At 37.2% G+C, this 22,058-nt stretch carries 13 protein-coding genes; 9 read left to right on the top strand and 4 right to left on the bottom strand.

The window, feature by feature from the left end:
* Positions 1 to 23: 23 nt before the first annotated feature.
* Genes ACQ5J2_RS02230 through ACQ5J2_RS02215 form a run of 4 tightly spaced genes read right to left on the bottom strand, consistent with a single transcriptional unit; the run spans position 24 to position 8,673 of the window.
* Entirely contained in the window at positions 24 to 2,882 is a 2,859-nt protein-coding gene (locus ACQ5J2_RS02230) for an alpha-amylase family glycosyl hydrolase (protein ID WP_432672063.1), read from the bottom strand.
* A 60-nt stretch (positions 2,883 to 2,942) separates the two neighbouring features.
* Positions 2,943 to 4,139, bottom strand: coding sequence for a SusE domain-containing protein (locus ACQ5J2_RS02225; RefSeq protein ID WP_432672062.1), 1,197 nt, complete (start codon positions 4,137 to 4,139; stop codon positions 2,943 to 2,945).
* 21 nt (positions 4,140 to 4,160) lie between these two features.
* Positions 4,161 to 5,675, bottom strand: a complete 1,515-nt coding sequence (locus ACQ5J2_RS02220) for a RagB/SusD family nutrient uptake outer membrane protein (protein WP_432672061.1) — start codon at positions 5,673 to 5,675, stop codon at positions 4,161 to 4,163.
* A gap of 10 nt (positions 5,676 to 5,685) precedes the next feature.
* Positions 5,686 to 8,673 carry a SusC/RagA family TonB-linked outer membrane protein gene (locus ACQ5J2_RS02215; RefSeq protein WP_432672060.1) on the bottom strand — a complete coding sequence of 996 codons (2,988 nt, stop codon included), beginning with the start codon at positions 8,671 to 8,673 and terminating at the stop codon, positions 5,686 to 5,688.
* A gap of 236 nt (positions 8,674 to 8,909) precedes the next feature.
* On the opposite strand from ACQ5J2_RS02215, the gene ACQ5J2_RS02210 reads away from it, so the two are divergent.
* From ACQ5J2_RS02210 to pth, 9 genes are all read left to right on the top strand, one after another.
* A complete protein-coding gene (locus tag ACQ5J2_RS02210; RefSeq protein WP_432672059.1) occupies positions 8,910 to 9,935 on the top strand; it encodes a LacI family DNA-binding transcriptional regulator in 1,026 nt (341 codons plus the stop codon).
* 211 nt (positions 9,936 to 10,146) lie between these two features.
* Positions 10,147 to 11,553, top strand: coding sequence for an MFS transporter (locus tag ACQ5J2_RS02205; RefSeq protein ID WP_432672058.1), 1,407 nt, complete (start codon positions 10,147 to 10,149; stop codon positions 11,551 to 11,553).
* A gap of 8 nt (positions 11,554 to 11,561) precedes the next feature.
* A complete protein-coding gene (pgmB, locus tag ACQ5J2_RS02200; RefSeq protein ID WP_432672057.1) occupies positions 11,562 to 12,221 on the top strand; it encodes a beta-phosphoglucomutase in 660 nt (219 codons plus the stop codon).
* An 81-nt stretch (positions 12,222 to 12,302) separates the two neighbouring features.
* Entirely contained in the window at positions 12,303 to 14,612 is a 2,310-nt protein-coding gene (locus tag ACQ5J2_RS02195) for a glycoside hydrolase family 65 protein (RefSeq protein WP_432672056.1), read from the top strand.
* Between the two features lie 93 nt (positions 14,613 to 14,705).
* Positions 14,706 to 16,538 (top strand): glycoside hydrolase family 13 protein, encoded by a 1,833-nt coding sequence (locus ACQ5J2_RS02190; protein WP_432672055.1) that lies wholly within the window; start codon positions 14,706 to 14,708, stop codon positions 16,536 to 16,538.
* Positions 16,539 to 16,811: 273 nt separating this feature from the next.
* Entirely contained in the window at positions 16,812 to 17,189 is a 378-nt protein-coding gene (locus tag ACQ5J2_RS02185) for a GxxExxY protein (protein WP_432672054.1), read from the top strand.
* A 246-nt stretch (positions 17,190 to 17,435) separates the two neighbouring features.
* Positions 17,436 to 18,848 carry an alpha-amylase family glycosyl hydrolase gene (locus ACQ5J2_RS02180; RefSeq protein ID WP_432672053.1) on the top strand — a complete coding sequence of 471 codons (1,413 nt, stop codon included), beginning with the start codon at positions 17,436 to 17,438 and terminating at the stop codon, positions 18,846 to 18,848.
* 1,428 nt (positions 18,849 to 20,276) lie between these two features.
* Positions 20,277 to 21,176: a hypothetical protein gene (locus tag ACQ5J2_RS02175; RefSeq protein WP_432672052.1), complete on the top strand. Its 900-nt coding sequence runs from the start codon at positions 20,277 to 20,279 to the stop codon at positions 21,174 to 21,176.
* A 235-nt stretch (positions 21,177 to 21,411) separates the two neighbouring features.
* Positions 21,412 to 22,032, top strand: a complete 621-nt coding sequence (pth, locus tag ACQ5J2_RS02170) for an aminoacyl-tRNA hydrolase (RefSeq protein WP_432672051.1) — start codon at positions 21,412 to 21,414, stop codon at positions 22,030 to 22,032.
* The last annotated feature ends 26 nt before the right edge of the window (positions 22,033 to 22,058 follow it).

The raw sequence follows: 22,058 nt of genomic DNA, 5'->3' as shown, positions 1-22,058 counted from the left end.
AGATTAACTAAATCAAACAAACTTTATTTTTTAATCAACTTCATTGAAGATTGATTGTTGTTTTCATCTGTAATTTTCACCAAGTAAATACCCTGGCTTAATCCATCAATAGAGTAGGAGTAACTAGAATCAAAACTTCCGTTGAACTCTTTTACCAATTGACCTGTTACGTTATAAACAGCAACATTTTTGGTAGCGGTGTTGATAAAGAAAGTCCCTGAAGTAGGATTAGGTTGCAAAACAACTTTCGTTTTCTCAAAACCAGGCTGACTCAACAATGCTTGTTTATTTCCGTACACTTTGAAACCATCTGCCTCAATGGAGACCTCCATAGTTGTACTAGTAACCGTGATTGGTGTTCCAGTCATCAAGTCGTACCACGTTCCTGTGTAAGGAAAGTTTCCAGCTGCATTAGAGACTGCGTTGGTTGCATTGGTTAATACAAACACATAACTCAAATCTGCGGTTGACGTAGTACTTGTCCAGATGTCTAATCTTGGTTTTCCAGTTGTAGAAAAATTCCAAGCGTGTTGACCGTTTTCAAAAACATTTTCAGTTGTTTTCAATTCAATCATTTTTGCCCAATCGTTATAAACTTGTGCTCTATCGGTATTTCCAAGCCAGTTTTCTGTCCACTGATTTTGTGGTTTCGTAGATAATTTACAGTCTGAAGCAACAGTCCCGTTTGTACAAGTATTGATAGAATCGTCGTAACCTAAGTCACCAAAGTGGTACACCATTTTCGGACCAGGAACTAATAAATGCAAAGCACCCATTGCCGAAAGACGTTTCAATACTTTAGGTAAGTTGTTTTGAGTTTGTCCTGATTCTGTCAATGCTTTATAAACTACGCGTTCTTCGTCATGACTTTCAGCATACCCAATAAAACGGTCACTAGCATCAGCAACACCTGAAAGATTCGTGCTGTTTCCTTTTAAGAAGTTCGCATAAGGGTCGGTCATTTTTCTCCACTGCATGATTCCTTTTGAAATTCCATCAGCATCACCTGTTTTTCTGTAATTTGCCCATTCTACTTCTTCGTTATACGAACCTCCAGTTCCTAAATGTTCGAAGATAACATAGAAATTTGGGTCGATGTTCCATTGCAAATCAGCATAGTATTTTAGTTTCGCAACACGATCAGATTGATAGCCATTGGTACATGATTCTTGAGCAGAACCACTACCTGTGTAGGGACAATTTTGTGTGAAACCTTTAGTTAAATCCCATCTGAAACCGTCAATTTTGTAGTTGTTCATCCAGTGTTCGATGGTTTGTTTTACATAGTTTCCTGTTAAATTATTTGGTTCGTTGAAGTGATTTAAATCTCTTCCCACGCTGTAAGAGTGCATTGCATTTGCATTTGCATACGGGTTTTCTGAAGTAGTACCATTAGCCCAACCGTCGTTATCCGTATCAGTCATCCACATTCTTTCTAATGGAGAACGACCGTAAACATGATTTAAGGCTACATCAAGAATAACTGCAATTCCGTTTTGGTGACATAAATCAATGAATTCTTTGAATTTTGCTTCAGTACCGTAACGTTTGTCTAACGCCATGTGAAAAACAGTGTTGTATCCCCAACTTTCATTACCTTCAAATTCCATAACAGGCATCAATTGAATGGCATTGATGTTTAGGTTTTTGAAATAATCAATTCTATTGATTAAATCTTGATACGTTCTACTGGCATCAAAATCACGCACAAGAACTTCATAAATTACCAAATCTTTCTTACTTGGTTTTACAAAATTAGTTGTTGCTGCACTCCAATTGTATCGGTAAAAAGCATCTGGACCCGTTTGTAAAACACTTACTTCGCGTTCTTGTCCTGCCGGATATTCTGGTAAATTAGGATAAACGCCTAAAGTAATAAGTTCTCCATCATCAAATGGACTCAAAACCAAAGTTGAAAAAGGATCCGCGGTTTTTACCATCGCGGGTGAATTAGCAGGACGGTTGGTTTGGTCGCCCACCCAATATTGATACGTGTAAACTGTACCAGAAGTCAATCCAGTTAATTCCAACCAAAATTTCCCTGACGTAGGGTCTTTTTTCATCGCATAAGTTGCATTTGGTTCCCAATTATTGAAACTACCAGCTACGTAAATAAAATCTTTATTTGGAGCATTTAAGACCAATGTTGCTTTTGTAGCATCCGTTGGATCGTAGTTTACACCATCTTTCATCCCTTCTGGCATTCCTAAGGCAGTAGCACCACCATTTACAATTACAGAAAACTTTTTGGTAATCACTGAGGTACCTTGAGTTGCTTCTAAAACATAATTTTGATTAGAAGTAATATTGGTGTGCGAAAAAGTATAATTTGCTGTACTTGTGTTACTGTTTATCACAGTTCCGTTTGATTTCAAAACATAACTTGCGTTTCCACCTGAATTGTTTGCAGCAATTGCAAAGCTAGAATTTGAAGCTAAAACGGTTGCGCTATTTTGAACAGGTGCCGTTAAATTCAATTGAAAAGCACCTACAGGCACAAAAGTATCGGCTGATTGAGGCGCACCTGCCGCAGATCTAAAAACAACACAAATTTGTGTAATTGTACTTGTTGTAGGAACTCCAAAATAGGAATATAGATTGGGTCCTAAAGTAAGTTTATAGGTTGTGCCTGATACTAATGTTAGAGCAGGTTGAAGGGTGTTGTTTCCCCATGATCCCACTACATTTTGCCATTGAACACCGTCCACGGTTAAACCTATGTGAGCGTAAATTGTTCCAGTGTAACTCGCAAGAGGTGTGCCTGCTTTGTTGAAACGCAATTCTACCGAACCCTCAGCAACCGCTGGTGATGGGATTGTAGTTGTTTGTGCTACTGCAAGCAAATTAATAAAGAGAAATAATACCAGTGTAATTTTTTTCATAATGTAATATTTAAAAAAAAGGCTGCTTATTAGGGCAGCCTTATTTTATAGTTTAAAATCTTATAGTCCGCTAACTACAGCTGTACCGTCAAAGTTGACAATCAGCCCTAGTGTCAAAGTTCCTCCCGCGACAGAGAAGTTTCCAGCACCCCCATTGTAAGTTACAGTTGGATCACTCACACCCACATTAAATTTCCAGTCATCATTATAAATGAACTGACCTGCATTTTTAGATCTGAATTTCATTTCGCCAGCGCTTAAAGTCGCGTTGATAGAATATTTATTTGTTGCAAAATCATAGGTCATTGCTGTTTCATCATTCCATCCACCTGCTGTTGCAGCTCCGATGATTCCCCAATTCATTTTGACAGCTTTGTATTTTTCTGTAGTTAAATTTACTTGAACATAATACAGTCCATCTCCATCAGTTTCAGCAATTTTGATATCGCCGCTTCCGCCATCATCTTGAAGATTTCCGTCTTGTGCACCACCAATGGTTCCGTAATTTCCACTTAAAGATCCCCAGTCCGCTTGGTCACTAATAAATTTGAATCCATCTCCAGAAGCTACTTTTACGTAAGCTTCAAATATTATTTCTTGTGCTGTACCAATGTATCTCATTTCTAATGCAGTTGTAGGAGTCCATGCACTCAACCCATAGTATCCTTGAGGGGCTCCAACTAGAAATAATACTGGTGTTTCAACAATAATAACTTCGTAAGGAGTTATGTTAATTGTTACCGGTTCAGAGAAAATTGTAGATTGCGAGATTGCCGCAACTGCAATTATTCGAGCATCGATAGGATTAGCTTCATCGAATTGTATTCCTGGTCGGCCATTAGCAATTAGAAGTTTATTTAATCTGTTCATTGCATTATTTATATCGCCAAAAGTAAAAGATTTTGATAAATCGGTAACTCCATCTGCAAAAATACGTGCTGAATCAACAAAATCGGAACCCGCAGGAGTTAATTGTATAAAATATCTAATTTCGCCGTTATATTCTGAATCTGCAGCTGACCATGTTAATGAACCTGCTTCTAATTCTTCATTACCAATAATTTCTTCGTTTTCTGACGTATTTAGATCATCAGCTATACTTTCGATAACTACATAGTCTGACACAGTTGGTATTTCCAAAACAGGAGCAACAGTCATTTGTTCGCCTGGTAGCACATTGATGTTTGGATCTTCATCGCTACAAGATGTTATTGTAAATGCAATTAGTCCGACTAATAAAAAAGTTAATTTTTTCATCTTATTTATATTTTTATATTTTTAATATCCTGGGTTTTGTGGTAATAAATTTGAGTTTGCATTAATTGCAAATTGTGGAATTGGGAATAATTTTCTATTCGTATCCGTATTGGTTTTTTCCCACCATGTGTTGTTGAATTTTCCAAAACGAATTAAATCCTGACGTCTGTGACCTTCCCACATCATTTCTCTTCCTCTTTCGGCAAGGATTTCGTCTAAATTATAACCTCCTGTTAGTGGAGCATTCGATCTTCCTTTTATTTCATTAATTAAAGCATCTCCTGCACCCGCACCATTTAATCGTACTTGAGCTTCGGCTTTCATTAGCATAAAATCGGCAAGTCTGAAAAGTGGTAAATCCGTACTTAGATTTTCTCTAGCTCCAACAGGAATCTCCCATTTTACAACTCTAACTCCAGACATTCTAATTTGTTGTTTTGAAAAAGCATTTGTGGGCATTAAAAGTGCCGGAATATTTGGAGTTAAAACAACATTAGCACCTTCTGCATCTGCATCAGTTAAAGCGACACCATTGATGTCATATTGTTGTCCTTCTAATAAAGCGTACTTTCTTGTATCATTTGAAGTAAATGTGTTGTAAAATGCTTCTAAAGTAGCAAAACCATTCCATGGCTGAATACCCATTCCGAAAGTCAACTGATTTTGATAGTTTAAAGTTCTCATGTGTAAATTGAAGCCTGTAAAGGTATCTTCATCATAAGGTACGGTGTAGATATTTTCTTTAGACGATGCGTTATCAGATAAGAAAGGAGTTTTGGGACTGCCGTCTAATGCGTATCCATATGTCATCAACATATCGCATGCATCAATAGTTTCTTGCCACATTGGAGTTCCTGTATACACTTCTGCATTCAAGTAAAGTTTTGCTAATAATGCATAAGCAGTTCCTTTATTAATTGAACTTGCAGAAACACCCGCTACAGGAGTTGGTAAGAATTCAATATTATCTTTGATATCTTGAACAATAGTATTAAAAACGTCTGCTCTTGGAGTTCTTGAAGGAAATTCATCAGCTCCGGTAAAAGTTCTTGGGAAGGGTACATCTCCAAAATTGTCGATTGCCAAATAATAAAAATAGGCTCTTGCAACAATGGTTTGTGATAATACTTTTTGAACTTCTGGATCGGCTTCAGCACCTAATTCTAGTAATTCGATGGCTCTATTTGCACGAGGCATCGTTTCATAAACGAATCGGTACATTTGTTCAACTGCTTCTGTACTAACTCCCCAACTGTGTTGATGAAGTGCTCTCCATTTTCCACCGTCGTCCCAATCTCCTCCTCTTGTTGGAGCAGTAGCTTCATCACTTGTGATTTCTTGTAGAAACCACCATCCGCCCCAATCTGCATGACCTTGTGTTCGTGCAAAAACGGGGTTAGCGACGCGAATTGCTTGTTCTTGATTTTCTGGATATTGATCAGCAAGTAGATAATCACTATTGGTTGTCTCAAGATCTGTACAAGCAAAAGCCAATAAACTAATTCCTAATATCCCTAATTTGTTTTTTAATTTCATAACTTTTTTATTAAAATGCAATGTTTAAACCAAATGTGAATGTTCTTGTTTTTGGATAGATGTTGTATTTGTCCGTTCCAAAATAAATTTCATTACTACCATTTCCTCCCGAAAAATTAATCTCAGGATCAATTCCTCCATAATTAGTAAGGGTAAAAATATTATTTACCGAAGCATATAAACGCAATTTACTGATTCCTTTTGCAAAAGAAGGATTTATAAAACTGTATCCTAAGTTAACATTGTCTAGACGAATAAAACTTCCGTCCTCTAAGTAATAATCCATCGTTTGATAAGCTCCACCAACAGTTCCGTTTAATGTTACGGCCTCACTGTTTACATTTCTTGAACCTAAATAATCAGGATTTCCAAAAACCATATTCGTAGCATTATAGATTTCATGACCTACTACAGCTCTAAAAGACATACTCATATCAAAATTTTTGTATGTAAAGTAATTGCTCCATCCCGCCTCGAAATCAGGTAATGCATTACCTATAACTTTTTTGTGGTCATCCGACTGACTTACGTCATCTAAATAATGTATTTCGCCATCATTGCCATTAATCAACCATTTTCCATTGGATACTCCAGCATATTCAAAACCAAAGAATGTACCTAATTCATAACCAACTTGCATTCTTTGAGTTGAAACACCAACTAATCCAGGTCCAGAAATATAATCAACATCTATAAAGTCATAATCATAAGTACCATTACCTAGTGCTAAAACTTCTTGTTTATTTGTTGAGTAAATTAACGTTGTATTCCAAGAGAAATCTTTGCCTTCAATTACTTTAATATTTAAAGTTGCTTCTAAACCTTTGTTTTCTATTTTCCCTCCATTAATGTACGTGGTATTTGAGAAATTAGTTTCAATTGGAATATTGTTGTTGGCAATCAATAACTGATCTAAAGTCTTTTTATAGTATTCTACCGAACCGCTTACTCTGTTATTAAACAATCCAAAATCTAAACCTAAATTTATTTCTTTGTTTTCATCCCATTTTAAGTCCGGATTAGGGTTGTTGTAATAGCCTAGATTTACAATTGGATTACCTGTTTCAGTGTCAATTCCAGTTCCGACATAACCAACTCTAAAATCTTGAACACCTGAAGGGATGTTACTGTTACCAGAAATTCCCCATGTAGCTCTAAACTTTAAAAGATTTAGACTTGATAAATTATTTGCTATAAAGTTTTCATTTGCAATATTCCAAGCGGCTTGAACAGATGGAAAATAACCCCATTGGTTATTTTTCCCAAAAACAGATGAACCATCTCTTCTAACCATTCCAGTTAAGTAATATTTTGAATCATAATCGTACATTGCTCTTCCGAAAAAACCAATGTCTTTTCTTTCGCCTCTGTTAGAATCAATATCTCCCAATTGAATATCCTCAAAGTTTTGCATGTCATCGGCACCTAATTGATTAGAAATTGGGTTTCTACCTTGAGCGCTAAAACCATCCCAGTTTGTTCCTCTATAAGAATAACCTGCTAATAATGTCAAATTATGCATTTCAGCGAAAGTTTTCTTGTAAGTCAAAGTAGCCTCAAGCATACTTTGTTCCCAATTATTGTACGCTCTTTTTCCGTAACCTCTTCTTAATTCTGTTGAAAGAGTTTGTCCAGAATAAATTGTACTGTAAGTTGGCTCGAAATAAGTAGATTCATCGTCATTTCTCAAGTAAGTCAAAGCTACTTTAGCGTTTAAGCCTTTTATTATTTCGTAATCTAAGCTTAAATTCCCGGTATATCTTTTAGCATCTCGGTTATTTTCGATCTGCTGTAAAGAAGCAATTGGATTATAATAATTAAAAACACTATTTGTTTCGAAAAGAGACCCGTCTGGATTGTAAATAGGATCGGTTGGAACTCTTTGGAATGATTGAAACAATACGTCATTTTGTCCGTTTCCACCATAATTTACATATTTGTTAGCTTCTATAGTTCCAGAAAGACCCATATCAATAACCAATTTATCATTGAAGGATTTTTGAGTAAGATTTAACCTTCCTATAGTTCTAGTTTTATCAGAGCCAGTTATAACTCCTTCAAAATCTGTATGTGCTATTGAAGCGCGGTAATTACTAGTTTCATTTCCGCCAGAAATTGCAAATTGATGGTTAGTAGTAACTCCTGTTCTGTAAATTTGATTTTGCCAGTCTGTGTTTCCACCGTTATCTGTAAAAGCTATGCCTTTGTCAGCAATTGCATTTCTATATTGGGTTGCTGATAATAAATCTAATTTGTTAGCAACATCGTCTATAGCTACATACGTGTTGTATTCAATTGTAGTTTTACCATTCTTACCTTTTTTAGTTGTAATAAAAATCACACCATTTGCACCATCAGCACCATAAATAGCGGTCGAAGCGGCATCTTTTAAAATGTCATAGGAAACAATGTCTTCTGGAGCAATAGCAGTTATATCAACTCCTCTAACACCATCAACCACGTAAAGTGGTCCTCCACCTGCTGCAAAACCTGCTGCACCACGAATACGTACATTAAATCCTGCATTTGGGTCACCACCTTGTTTGGTAATTGTTACACCTGCAGCTTTACCTTGAAGTCCTTGAATAGGGTCGGTAAGAGTTCCTTGATTTAGATTTTCAGCAGACACTTTAGAAACAGCTCCCGTGTTATCCTTTTTCTTGACAGATCCATATCCTACTACAATAACTTCATCAAGTAAAGAGGAATCTTCTATTAAAACGACCGAAATTGTTTTTTGAGCGTCATATACTAAGGTATAATTTTTAAATCCAATATAAGAAAAAACGATTTTATCGCCTTTTTTCACCGTCAAATTAAAATTACCATCAAAATCCGTGGAAGTACCGTTCTGGGTTCCTTCAACTACTACATTTACTCCAGGAATTGGCAGATTGGAAGCTTTGTCCAAAACCGTTCCTGTTAAAGTACTCTGCGCCAGAATGCTTAAAGGAAAAAGTAGTACTAAAAGTAACAACTTATTGTAAATTGTTTTCATACATTTTGTTTAGGTTAAAATTGTTTTTTAATTTTCGTTTTTAGGCTGATAGTTTTACTTCGAATGTTAAATTTATGTAAATATTTCAGCTAAAAAAATCTATTTCTAAAAATGAGCTTGCGAAAACGTTTTCGTGTTGACAACTTTACGATTTTAACATGTTTTCCATTCTAATTTTTCGATAAATGAAAATAAATTTTACCTTTAGTCACAATATAAAAATTACCAAATTTACAATGAAAAGGAAAGTAACGCTCAAACAAATTGCAAAGGAACTCGATGTCTCTATTTCAACGGTTTCTAAATCGTTGCGAGACAGTCCAGAAATTAGTGAAGATACCCGGTTAAAAGTGCAAGCTTTTGCTAAATTGTACAATTATAAACCCAATCTGATTGCTTTAAGTTTAAAGAACAGAAAAACTAAAACTATTGGGATTATCATTCCTGAAATTGTGCACCACTTTTTCGCCACTGTAATTAGCGGAATTGAGCATGTTGCCAATGAAAAAGGCTATAACGTGATTGTTACTCTCTCTGACGAATCTTTTGATAAAGAAGTCATTAATATGGACATGTTGGCCAATGGAAGTATCGACGGATTCATCATGTCACTTTCAAAAGAAACCCAGTACCGCAGAGATTTTCATCACATTAGTGAAGTGATTAATCAAGGAATGCCGGTTGTGATGTTTGACCGCGTTACCAATGACATTTCATGCGATAAAGTGATTATTGACGACAATCTTGCAGCTTATGAAGCTGTTCAAAAGCTGATTGATGCCGGGTTCAAAAACATTGCCTTAATTACAACGGTTGATTATGTTAGTGTAGGAAAATTACGAACCGATGGCTATATCAAAGCCTTGAAAACAAATGACATGGCAATTGACCCCAGCTTAATTTTAAAAATTGAAGATATTGATAATTGTACCACTCAAATTGAAGAACTTATTCGGAAGAATAAAATTGATGCCATTTTTGCGGTAAATGAACTTTTCGCCGTAACAGCAATTAAAGCAGCAAAAAAGCAAGGCATAATTGTTCCCGATGACATGGCAGTTATTGGTTTCACGGATGGAATTATTTCTAAATATTCATCTCCAAGCATTACAACTGTTGGTCAAAATGGTATAGAAATGGGAGGAAAAGCAGCTCAAATGCTCATCGATAGGTTGGAAACAGAACTGGAAGAAGAGGAACATTATAAGACGGAAGTTATAGAAACCCATTTAGTAATTCGAGAATCTACGCCAACGTTGTAGTTTTGGCTAATCCGTTTATTTACAATTATATAAATCAATATATTTCCATAAAATCAAAATACTTAAATTAAAAATTCCTTTCATTTCAAAACTTTGAATTGAAAACTTTTATATATTTACAACTTCGTTATCAACGCTTTTAGTTTTACTTCGAAACAAAATTAAAGTTTGATAAGTCGAAATGCTTATCGTAAATCAATTAATTACGATAATGGAAAAACGTAAATTAGGTTTTTGGGAAATTTGGAACATGAGTTTCGGTTTCTTAGGGATACAGTTTGGCTTTGCCTTGCAAGGCGGTTTTATGTCAAGGATTTTTCAAACCCTTGGTGCCGATGTAGACAGTATTCCAGGTTTATGGATTGCTGCACCACTTACGGGATTGTTAGTTCAGCCCATCATTGGATATTTATCGGATAATACGTGGAGTCCTCGATTTGGTAGGAGGAAGCCTTATTTTCTAATTGGAGCAATTTTAGCTTCAATTACGCTTCTCTTTATGCCTTTTTCACCCGTCTTATGGGTTGCGGCAGGACTACTTTGGGTGTTGGATTCATCGATAAACATTAGTATGGAACCGTTCCGCGCTTTAGTAGCTGACAAACTTCCTGACGAACAACGTTCGTACGGATTTGTTGTACAAACCTTAATTATCGGAATTGGAACATGGATTGCCAGTAATTTGCCGTGGTTAATTACACAATTAGGTGTTTCAAATGAAGCCGCTCCTGGAATCATTCCGCTTTCTGTCAAAATTGCGTTTGCAACTGGTGCCGGCGTTTTTCTTCTGGCAATTATTTACACTTTAATTACAACGAAGGAAAATCCACCGGAAGACTTAGAAAAATTTCAAAGAGAAAAAAAAGAATCCCGCTTTTTCAAAGATTTGTGGCAAGGCTATTTAGAAATGCCTTCTACGATGAAAAAGTTAGGTGTCATTCAATTTTTTAGTTGGTTCGCCTTTTTTACAATGTGGAGTTTAGCAACACCTGCTTTAACCGAACACGTTTATAATGCGCCAAAACCGGATGCCAAGTTGTATGCTCAAGTGGATGCAGAAAATAACGTGCTTTTCAATACGGAAGGTAAAGTTGATTTTCTAGACGTTCAACACAAAAATGAGTATCAAGAAAAGGACAAAGCCTACAATACCGCTGCCGATTCAACAGGTTCTGCAATGGGAATTTACGGGTTGTCATCGATGGCATTTGCGTTACTTTTGACTTTTTACACTTCAAAAAATAAAATCAACAGAAAGTTCATTCACATGTTCTCGTTGATAGCGGGAGGATTAGGTTTCATGTTCATGTTTTATGCAACACCGTCCAATTTATATATTTCATTTATTCTAATTGGAATTTCATGGGGAAGCATTTTATCCATGCCCTACGCCATGCTTTCAAGTTCTGTAAACCCTAATAAAATGGGATTGATGATGGGATTGTTCAATATGTTTATTGTAATTCCTCAAATTATAGCGGCACTTGGCGGTATTAATTTTCTATATAAATTGATTGGAACGGAACACATTTACGCAATGATTCTAGCAGGAATTTGTTTAATTCTCGCTGGACTTTGCAACTTTTTAATAACAGAAAAACAAGCTATTTCAGACTAAAAATGGTTATGACAAATAAAAAAGCATTCATATTCGACCTTGACGGAGTTATTGTAGACACGGCACGTTACCATTTTTTAGCGTGGCAAAAACTGGCTCAACAATTGGGAATCGAGTTTACCCCAGAACACAATGAACACTTAAAAGGAGTGAGTCGCGTTCGTTCACTAGAAATTATTCTTAACCTTGGAAGTATTCAAGCTTCTCAAGAAGAAAAAGACAAATGGCTTTTTGATAAAAACGAACTCTATTTGTCCTATATAGTGGACATGGACCAAAGCGAACTTTTGCCAGGAGTTCTTGATGTGTTGAAGTTTCTAAAAGTTAATAATCAATATATCGCTTTAGGTTCGGCTAGTAAGAATGCCCGACCTATTTTAGAAAAAACGGATATCATGCAGTATTTCGATGCGGTTGTTGACGGAAATGATGTTACTAATGCAAAGCCTGACCCTGAAGTTTTTCTTAGAGCGTGTCAATTGGTTTTTGTGGCTCCTGACGATTCTATTGTTTTTGAAGATTCGCTGGCGGGAATTCAAGCGGCTAATTCGGCTCGAATGAAAAGTATTGGAATTGGAGATAAAGAAATTTTGCATGAAGCCGAATTCAATTTCCCTGATTTCACAAGAATTAATGAACAGTTTCTCCGCTCGTTAATTGATGCATAAACGGGTAAAAGTTTCGAGATTTTAAGAATCCTATAGCGGAACCTTAAACTTTTGAACTTTAAACTTTAAACAAATTTTACAATGAACCAAGATTATATCATACCAAATAATTGGTCAATTATAGAAGAAGGATTTGATGCCGAACGCGTAAAATCATCTGAAAGTTTATTCAGTATCGGAAACGGTGCTATGGGTCAACGCGCTAATTTTGAAGAAAATTATACTGCCGAAACCTTTCAAGGAAGTTACATCGCCGGAATTTATTATCCCGATAAAACAAAAGTAGGTTGGTGGAAAAACGGCTATCCTGAATATTTTGCAAAAGTATTAAATGCACCCAATTGGATTGGTATTGAAATCGAAATCAACGGGGAACATTTTGATATGAATTCGTGTGCAGAAATTAAAAATTTCAAGCGCGAATTGAATATGAAAGAAGGATGGTACCACCGTTCTTTTATCGCAAAATTGCAAAATGGTGTTGAAATCCAAGTCGAAGTTCGTCGTTTTCTTTCGTTAGAGGCAGATGAATTAGGGGTGATTAAGTTTGAAATCACGCCGTTAAATCAAGATGCAAAAATTGTTTACAAACCTTATATTGATGCAGGTGTAAAGAATGAAGATGCCAACTGGGAAGAGAAATTCTGGGAACCATTAGACGTAAATCATGCTGAAAATGAGGCGTTCGTTGTAGCACGAACCTTCAAGACACACTTTAATGTGGCCACTTATATGTCAAATAGCATTTTGTTAAATGATACATGTTTAGGGCTTTCGCCAAATAACAGCAATGCTACTGAAGATAAAGTGCAGTTTTCTTATGAAGTTGAGGTAGCAAAAGGACAGAAATCCGCTATTCAGAAATTTGGAGGTTACACGGTTTCATTAAATCATGAAAATTCAGTATTAATTTCGGCTGCTAAAAGCGTTATTAATTCGGCTAAAGCCAAAGGGTACGAGGCTTTGTTACAGGAACAAATCGACGCTTGGGCAAAGATTTGGGAAATGTCTGATATTACGATTGACGGCGATGTAAAAGCACAGCAAGGTATTCGTTTCAATATTTTTCAGTTAAATCAAACCTACTTAGGAAAAGATTCTCGATTGAATATCGGTCCAAAAGGTTTCACTGGTGAAAAATACGGCGGTTCAACCTATTGGGATACGGAAGCGTATTGTATTCCGTTTTATATGGCGACAAAAGACCAGCAAGTAGCACGAAATTTATTGACTTACCGCTACAATCAGTTGGATAAAGCAATTGAAAACGCATCGAAATTAGGTTTTAATAATGGAGCGGCGTTATATCCGATGGTGACCATGAATGGTGAAGAATGCCACAACGAATGGGAAATCACGTTTGAAGAAATTCATAGAAATGGTGCGATTGCCTTTGCTATTTTCAACTATTACCGATTCACGGGAGATTACAGTTACATTCCTGAAAAAGGATTGGAAGTATTGATTGCCATTGCACGTTTTTGGCATCAAAGAGCTACCTATTCTACCAATAAAAATCAGTTTGTGATTCTTGGAGTTACGGGTCCAAACGAATATGAGAACAACGTAAACAATAATTTTTACACGAATTACCTGGCCAAATGGTGTATTGATTATGCTGTAGAACAACTGGAGAAAGTGGCCACAGAATACGATTCAGATTACGAAAGAATCATTTCAAAAGTGAATTTGCATCAAGCAGAATTAGAACAATGGAAAAAAGTTGCAGGTAAAATGTACCTTCCCTTTTCAGAGGAGCACGATGTATTTTTACAGCAAGACGGCTTTTTAGATAAAGAGCTGGTTAAAGTACATGACTTGGATAAAAGTCAGCGACCGATAAATCAGAAATGGTCTTGGGACCGCATATTACGTTCGCCTTACATCAAGCAAGCTGATGTGTTGCAAGGGTTTTATTTCTTTGAGGACCACTTTTCGAAAGCACAATTAGAGAAACATTTTGATTTCTACGAGCCATTTACCGTGCATGAATCGTCCCTTTCTCCTTGTGTACACTCCATTCAAGCGGCGACTTTGGATAAAATGGATATGGCTTACACCTTTTATCTACGAACTTCCCGTTTGGATTTAGACGATTACAATAAAGAAGTCGAAGAAGGTTGCCACATCACGAGTATGGCAGGAACTTGGATGAGTATCGTTGAAGGTTTTGGTGGAATGCGTGTCAAGAACGATGCTTTGCATTTTGAACCAAGAATACCAAACGAATGGACGGGTTACTCCTTTAAAATTAACTTTAGAAACCAGATTTTACAGGTTGCAGTAACCGCCTCAGAAACGAAATTCGCCTTAGAAGGTTCGAAAGAATTGACTGTTTTTGTAAATGGAAACGCAGTTTCGGTGCAGCCTAATCATTTGGTTACAGTATAATATTTTGTCTCGAAAAGACGCCAAGTCACAAAGCCTTGTGTTTATCTAGCTTTGCGTCTCTGCGACTTTGCGAGACTTTAAATTACTAATAATATGAAAAACACACTCCTATTTTTACTTATTTCCCTTTCCTCTTTCGCACAGATTGACAAAATGGAGCCGCCGTTCTGGTATGCAGGAATGCACAACCCCGAATTGCAAATCATGTTCTACGGAAAGAACATAGCGCAATATCAAGCTTCGGTTTCGAATAACGTAATTATTAAAAACGTGGTCAAAACTGAAAACCCCAACTACATTTTTATCACCATCGACACGCAAAATCTTCCCGCTTCGGAATTTGTTTTTTCATTTAAAAACAAAAATAAAGTAGCCTTTACAAAAAAGTATGCGTTGAAAGAAAGAAGAGCCAATTCTGCCCAGCGAAAAAGTTTTGATGCTTCAGATATGATGTACCTCATCATGCCCGACCGTTTTGCCAATGGAAACCCAAAGAACGACAGCAATGCTGAATTAAACGAAAAAGCAGACCGAAGTTTGCCTGGAGGTCGTCACGGTGGCGACATTCGAGGAATCGAGAATCACTTGGATTATTTGCAAGAACTAGGCGTTACCGCACTTTGGAGCACGCCACTTTGTGAGGACAACGACAAAGGATATTCCTATCATACCTACGGACAATCGGATGTGTACCGGATTGACCCTCGCTACGGAACTAATGAAGAATACGTGCATCTTTCTGCCGAAATGAAGAAACGCGGCATGAAGCTAATCAAGGATTATGTGACCAATCACTGGGGTTCCGAACACTGGATGTTCAAGGATTTGCCTTCGTACGATTGGTTTCATCAATTCCCGGGTTATGCCCAATCGAATTACAGAATGACCACACAGTTTGACACAAACGCCTCAGCGATTGACACGAGATACTGTATGGACGGCTGGTTTGTCCCTTCAATGCCCGACTTAAATCAGTCCAATCCCTTAGTGTTAAATTACATTACGCAAAACGCCATTTGGTGGATTGAATACGCCGATTTGGATGGTTTTAGAGTCGATACCTATTCCTATAACGATAAAGTAGCGATTGCTAAGTGGACGAAAGCCATTACCAATGAATATCCTTATTTCAACATCGTGGCAGAGGTGTGGATGCACGACCAAGCACAGATATCCTATTGGCAGAAGGACAGCCCCATCAGTGCAATCCAAAGCTATAACTCCCATGTGCCAAGTGTTATGGACTTTACCTTGCACGATGCTTTTGGCAATGTGTTCAACGAGGATAATGCTTCGTGGAACGACGGAATGATTAAGATATACGACAATTTCACGAACGACTTTCTCTATGCAAACCCAAACAATCTGCTAACTTTCGTCGAAAATCACGATACAGGTAGGTTCAATCAAAATTACCGCAACGATTTCGAGAAATACCAAATGGCGATGACCCTCTTGGCAACCGTTCGTGGAATTCCGCAATTGTACTATGGCTCCGAAATTGGTATGGCAGGTGATAAAGGCAAAGGCGATGCAGACATTCGTCAAGACTTTCCAGGTGGTTGGGACGGTGATGCAAATAATGCTTTCGCAAAATCAGGACGGACTGCCGAGCAAAGTAAATTCTTTGATTTCACAGCTAAGTTGTTTCAGTGGAGGAAAAATAAAGAGGTCCTGCACTTTGGAAAAATGACGCATTACATCCCAGAAGATAATGTGTACGTTTATTTTCGCCACAACGATAAGGAAACGGTGATGGTTGTCATTAATAATGCTGCTGACACAAAGACTATTAAAACCAGTCGTTTTCAAGAAAACATAAAGACATTCACTTCCGGTAAGGACGTTCTTTCTGATAAGAAAATTGATTTGAAAGAAACGATTTCTTTAGATGGAAAATCGGTTTTGATTTTGGAGTTGAGGTAGCTTGTTCGTGCAGATTATTTGAAAAAATGTATTCTCGCAAAGTCGCCAAGACGCAAAGTGTTGGAGATTATGCAAGTTCAAACGATTTTAAGTTTTGATTGCACGGACTTTTAGCACTACGAAGTTTCATGAGTTGAAAATGCAGCTTTATTAATTTAAAGTGTTGAATTGTATTTATAATTAAAAATGTTTTAAATTTATCATTATCTGCTTTGCGCCTTTGCGTCTTTGCGAGATATATATGTAAAGCGACAGATTATAAAAACGAAACCCATGACTGAAAACGAACTATCAAAAATCATCGTAGATGTGTGCTACAAAATCCACACCAAGCTGGGGCCAGGTCTTTTAGAAAGTGTTTACGAAGCAATCCTGTACTACGAACTAAATGAATTGGGATTGAAAGTCGAAAGACAAAAAACCCTTCCCGTTTACTGGAAAGAAATTGTTCTAGATATCGGTTTCCGAGCCGACTTAATCGTAGAAGACAAAGTTTTAATCGAAATCAAATCAGTCGCCGAAGTCTCCAACGTCCATCCAAAACAAGTGCTGACCTATTTAAAAATAACCAATATGAAATTAGGACTACTAATCAACTTCAACGAATCCTACATAAAAGACGGAATCAAAAGAGTAGTAAATAACCTCTAACGAGTTACTATATTACCTACAATGAATAACCTATCGCACTTAGCGTCTTAGCGCCTTTGCGAGCTTAAAAACTACTAAAAGACAACCAACATGAAATTAGAACTATTAATTAACTTCAACGAATCCTACATAAAAGACGGAATCAAAAGAGTAGTAAATAACCTCTAACGAGCTACTATATTACCTACAATGAATAACCTATCGCACTTAGCGTCTTAGCGCCTTTGCGAGCTTAAAAACAAATAAATGAAAAAGATACCCTTATTAATCATAGCTCTGGCAATCCTAACCAGCTGTAAAACAGAAAAAGCCCCCGAGAAACTAACCGAATTCACCAACGCTTCCGCAGAAAACGCCGTAATTTACGAAGCCAACATACGCCAATACTCCCCAGAAGGAACCTTCGAAGCCTTCACTAAGGACATCCCTGAATTAAAGAAACTAGGCGTGAAAGTAATCTGGGTAATGCCCATCCAACCCATTTCAATGACCAAAAGAAAAGCCACAGACGGCAGAATAGTCACCGAAATCGAAGACGAAAAAGAACGCGCCAAATACCTAGGAAGCTACTATTCCATTTCAGATTACAGAGGAATCAATCCCGACATGGGAACCAAAAGCGACTTCAAGAACCTCGTACAAACCGCTCATGACAACGGCATTTATGTAATCCTAGATTGGGTAGCAAACCACACCGGTTGGGACCACCCATGGATTCAAACCCACCCAGAGTACTACCACAAGAACAAAGATGGCGAAGTAACTGACCCTCTAAATCCCGAAACCGGAGAATCATGGGGCTGGACAGATGTCGCACACCTAGACTACAGCAATCCCGAACTGCACGAAGTAATGAAAGAAGAAATGATGTACTGGGTCAAGGACCTCAACATTGACGGCTTCCGTTGCGACGTTGCAGATAATGTGCCTACCTCTTTCTGGGAATTTGCTGTGCCAAAACTCCGCCAAGAAAAGCCCCTTTTCATGCTAATGGAATCCAATAAAGAGTATCTGCTCAAAAACAACCTCTTCGATATGGGATACGGCTGGGAAGCACACCACGTGATGAACGACATTAATAAAGGAACAAAATCGGTAGCTGATTTAGATTCTGTCTTTGCAAAAATCAAGAAGGAATACGAGTCAACCGCTTATTTCATGAACTTCACCTCTAACCATGATGAAAATTCTTGGAACGGAACCGAGTACGACCGCATGGGCGATGGAGTAGAAGCCTTCACCGCTTTAACCTACACCATGCCCGGAATGCCCTTAATTTACACCGGTCAGGAATACGAACTAAAACACAAACTAAAGTTCTTCGAGAAAGACTCCATCCCAAAAACGAAAGGCAAAATGTTTAGTCTCTATGAAAAACTAGGCACCTTAAAAAACAATAACCCAGCGTTAAATGGAGCAAAGAAAGCCGCGGCATTCAGCCGTATCCATACCACAAGCGATACCCTCATCATGGCATTCAGCCGAGAAAGCAAGAACGACAAAGTAATCTATATTGCTAATTTATCTAAGGCAAATGCAGTCTTTACTCTTCCACTCGAAGGCACCTTTACCAATTACCTGACCAACGAGAAAGTCACGTTCACAAAAGGGCAGAAGCACAGCTTCAAACCCTATCAATACTATATATTACTCCCATAATTCATTTACTAAAAACACAAACTTATTCGGTTTGTGTTTTTTTTTGATTTCCTTTTTTTTATGTAGCCTTGTTTTTTTTTTAAGGTAGTCCTGTGTTTTATCCTGTTATCACAACATTATTTGTCCTAGATTTCTCCATGATGACAAATAATAGGAAAATTGATAATTGTTAAATCTTTCAATCATTATGGACGACGAAGTAACCCCACAGACGGTCCCTCCCGTCATTGCGAGGCACGAAGCAATCCCATGCACGAATCCACTAACGAGAGTCTTTCCTTGGGTATAGCCTAACCGAATGGGCATATAAATCACTACAATAGCCCTTATACGTAACCGCATAGCGCCACGGCATAGGATTGCTTCGTTCCTCGCAATGACGTTGCGTGAATTGTTATAAATAACTGTCATTGCGAGGCACGAAGCAATCTTATAAACGAATACTCCCACCATCCACAACAACAGCTACTATTTTCGCTAGTGCGAGCTTCTAGCTCGTACCTACTAAACCACACAATTAATACTACATTTATCTATAATTACTAGTAGTACACAACCTTATAAATCTAATACTGCTTTTTTTAAACCTCTCTTTTGCTTTAAATAATGTGCAATTTTATTGTTGAAGTGTTTGTACTTATTGTACACCTATTAACATCATAATTTTCAACATTTCTATTTTATTTTGGGCTGTAGCCAAATGAACTTTTCCGGTGTTTATCTTTTTTTTAAAAACACTCCTCTCTTTTTCAAACACTCCTCTTTATTTTAGTATTGCATCGGTACTTCTTTTCAATATAGCAATGTGTTTTTTTGAGGTAGCTGCCGATATTTTTAAAAACAATTAATACCTATATTCATTCAAGTAATACGTACGTTGGTTCAATTAATACGCACGCTCGTTCAATTAGAATATACACGTATTCAAAGAACACCTACGCACGCTCAATCAATACCTACACGTATTCAATCAATACCTACACTTGTTCAATCACTACTTACAAGTTTGCAAAGGATACCAACATTAAAAAAAAGCCTATCTGCACCTATAAAATCTTTTTTCACATAAAATAGGGCATAGACTACAAGTTTAAAAAAGCGTTCAGTACCTATAATGCAAGGTGTAGCCCATAAAAGGCAGCAAATGGCGCTTGGTAAAAGAGTATGCGTTCCATTTATTAGGTTATGCACGAGTGAGATACGCTTTTAGTATTTGCAAAAATAAAAATCAAGGTTGCTATTTGAAAAACAAATTATTTAAAAACAAATGTTTTATGTGACTTTATGACTATAAAAAGGAATATAGGTGTGGGTAATACGTATATGTAAAAATAATTCAATCATAAGGTGTAAAAAACTAGGATAATTTATTATTTGGTATATAAAAATAAACTAGCTTTGTATTATAAACTTTTAAATAACTTATTTATGAATAAGAGACAGATGGGGGCGTACAGTATGGGGCGTACTGTTGAAAAGCACTTTGATGACGACCGTGCTTTATGGGAAAAATTTGCTCCTGTGGCAGAAAGTAAAGAGGAATTGACGCGTATGCTTACGGTTATTTCAGTTTTACTAGCGGCACAATTGGTAAATTTAACGGGTATTACAGAACTGAAAGACGATTTAAGAAGTTCTTTAGAGCTTCAGGCGTTTGTGTTGAGTGCTGCTTTGTGTAGCTATGCGACTATGGCGGGCGAAAAAGACTTGTATAAAAATGCGTTGCAATCCAAATCAGATTTAAAACGCTATTCTGGTGATGCTTTAGTAGGGGTTTGTACCTATTTATTGGCTACGGGTAGAAATCAATTGGCTAATTTAGATAGATATGGCGTGAGTACCAAGTCATTGGAAACCTTTTCGCAAACGATGGCTAGTTTTGTAGACATCATGAAAAAGCCTAAAGAATCTATAGGGCACCGCTCAACTACGACCAAGAATATTGATGTGGCTATTGCTAAATTGATGGACTTTTTTACCAAACAAATGGATAAAGTGGTGGTAATGCTTATAGCTACTGAACCTGACTTTGTTGCTACTTACGAAAATTTGCGTGTAATTCATGAAACCGGAACGCGTCATCTGGCCTTAACGATTACTACGCTAGATGCTCGTACTAATGAAGGAATTGCTCGTGTAAATCTGGAAATTGTGGGCAAAAATATTCACCGTATTTCAAGTGAAAGAGGGTTTAATACCGTTCAAAACTTGGTGGGTGGTGCTTATGAAATCAAGGCTTGGCAAGAAAATTACGTCACTAAAATAGAACATTTTACTATTGTTCCAGGCGAAACCACAGAACTTATTGTATTGATGGAACGAAAATAAAGGCGTACTTATTTGACTGGTAATAGAATCCTCCCCCAACCCCTCCGAAGGAGGGGGGTGTTGGAAAGGTATATGGGAATTGAATAGTGTTTGGGGATTTGTCTTTGTAAATTGTAGTGGGTTGGAGGAAAAGAGCATTGCTCTTGTTAATGCGAGGATTGAAGTGATTAAATGTATAATGATGAAGGTTAAATAATCCTCCTGTTAACTAAAAACAAAACCGTATTTTAGCCCCATGAAATGGCTCACCCAATTATCTACAACATCAAAACCCACTACAAGCGATACTATGAAGAAATTTCTTATCATAGGACTAGGCAACATAGGTGCCGAATACGTCAATACGAGACACAACATCGGCTTTAAAATTCTCGACCATCTTGCTCGAAAGGAATCCGTAGAATTTCAAACCGTAAAGTTGGGCTCACTTGCCGAATATAAGTTAAAAGGACGCACCTTCCTGCTACTAAAACCCAACACCTACATGAATCTTTCGGGAAAAGCAATCCAATACTGGATGCAAAAAGAAAACATTCCCATCGAAAATATATTAGTTATTACAGACGATTTAAACCTCCCTTTCGGTACCATCAGAATCCGAACCAAAGGAAGCGACGGCGGTCACAACGGATTAAAAAATACCCAACTTTTGCTCAACACCACCGAGTACCCCAGATTTCGTTTCGGCATCAGCGACGAATTCAAAAAAGGAAAACAAGTAGATTATGTTTTAGGAGATTGGGACGAAACCGAGAAAGCCAATCTGCCAGAGCGGTTAGACATTGCCGTTGAAATCATAAAATCATTCGGAACAGCAGGTTTAGAAAACACCATGACGGCGTTCAACGGGAAATAAAAATTGATTACCTTTCACTAAAAAAC

Source organism: Flavobacterium sp. SM2513, assembly GCF_050908145.1.
Taxonomy (GTDB): Bacteria; Bacteroidota; Bacteroidia; order Flavobacteriales; family Flavobacteriaceae; genus Flavobacterium.
This window is presented reverse-complemented; position numbering and strand designations above follow the sequence as displayed.

Bases quoted from the DNA above. Each gene is read 5' to 3' on its own strand.
- ACQ5J2_RS02230 (WP_432672063.1), bottom strand. From the start codon at position 2,882: ATGAAAAAAATTACACTGGTATTATTTCTCTTTATTAATTTGCTTGCA.
- ACQ5J2_RS02225 (WP_432672062.1), bottom strand. From the start codon at position 4,139: ATGAAAAAATTAACTTTTTTATTAGTCGGACTAATTGCATTTACAATA.
- ACQ5J2_RS02220 (WP_432672061.1), bottom strand. From the start codon at position 5,675: ATGAAATTAAAAAACAAATTAGGGATATTAGGAATTAGTTTATTGGCT.
- ACQ5J2_RS02215 (WP_432672060.1), bottom strand. From the start codon at position 8,673: ATGAAAACAATTTACAATAAGTTGTTACTTTTAGTACTACTTTTTCCT.
- ACQ5J2_RS02210 (WP_432672059.1), top strand. From the start codon at position 8,910: ATGAAAAGGAAAGTAACGCTCAAACAAATTGCAAAGGAACTCGATGTC.
- ACQ5J2_RS02205 (WP_432672058.1), top strand. From the start codon at position 10,147: ATGGAAAAACGTAAATTAGGTTTTTGGGAAATTTGGAACATGAGTTTC.
- pgmB (WP_432672057.1), top strand. From the start codon at position 11,562: ATGACAAATAAAAAAGCATTCATATTCGACCTTGACGGAGTTATTGTA.
- ACQ5J2_RS02195 (WP_432672056.1), top strand. From the start codon at position 12,303: ATGAACCAAGATTATATCATACCAAATAATTGGTCAATTATAGAAGAA.
- ACQ5J2_RS02190 (WP_432672055.1), top strand. From the start codon at position 14,706: ATGAAAAACACACTCCTATTTTTACTTATTTCCCTTTCCTCTTTCGCA.
- ACQ5J2_RS02185 (WP_432672054.1), top strand. From the start codon at position 16,812: ATGACTGAAAACGAACTATCAAAAATCATCGTAGATGTGTGCTACAAA.
- ACQ5J2_RS02180 (WP_432672053.1), top strand. From the start codon at position 17,436: ATGAAAAAGATACCCTTATTAATCATAGCTCTGGCAATCCTAACCAGC.
- ACQ5J2_RS02175 (WP_432672052.1), top strand. From the start codon at position 20,277: ATGAATAAGAGACAGATGGGGGCGTACAGTATGGGGCGTACTGTTGAA.
- pth (WP_432672051.1), top strand. From the start codon at position 21,412: ATGAAATGGCTCACCCAATTATCTACAACATCAAAACCCACTACAAGC.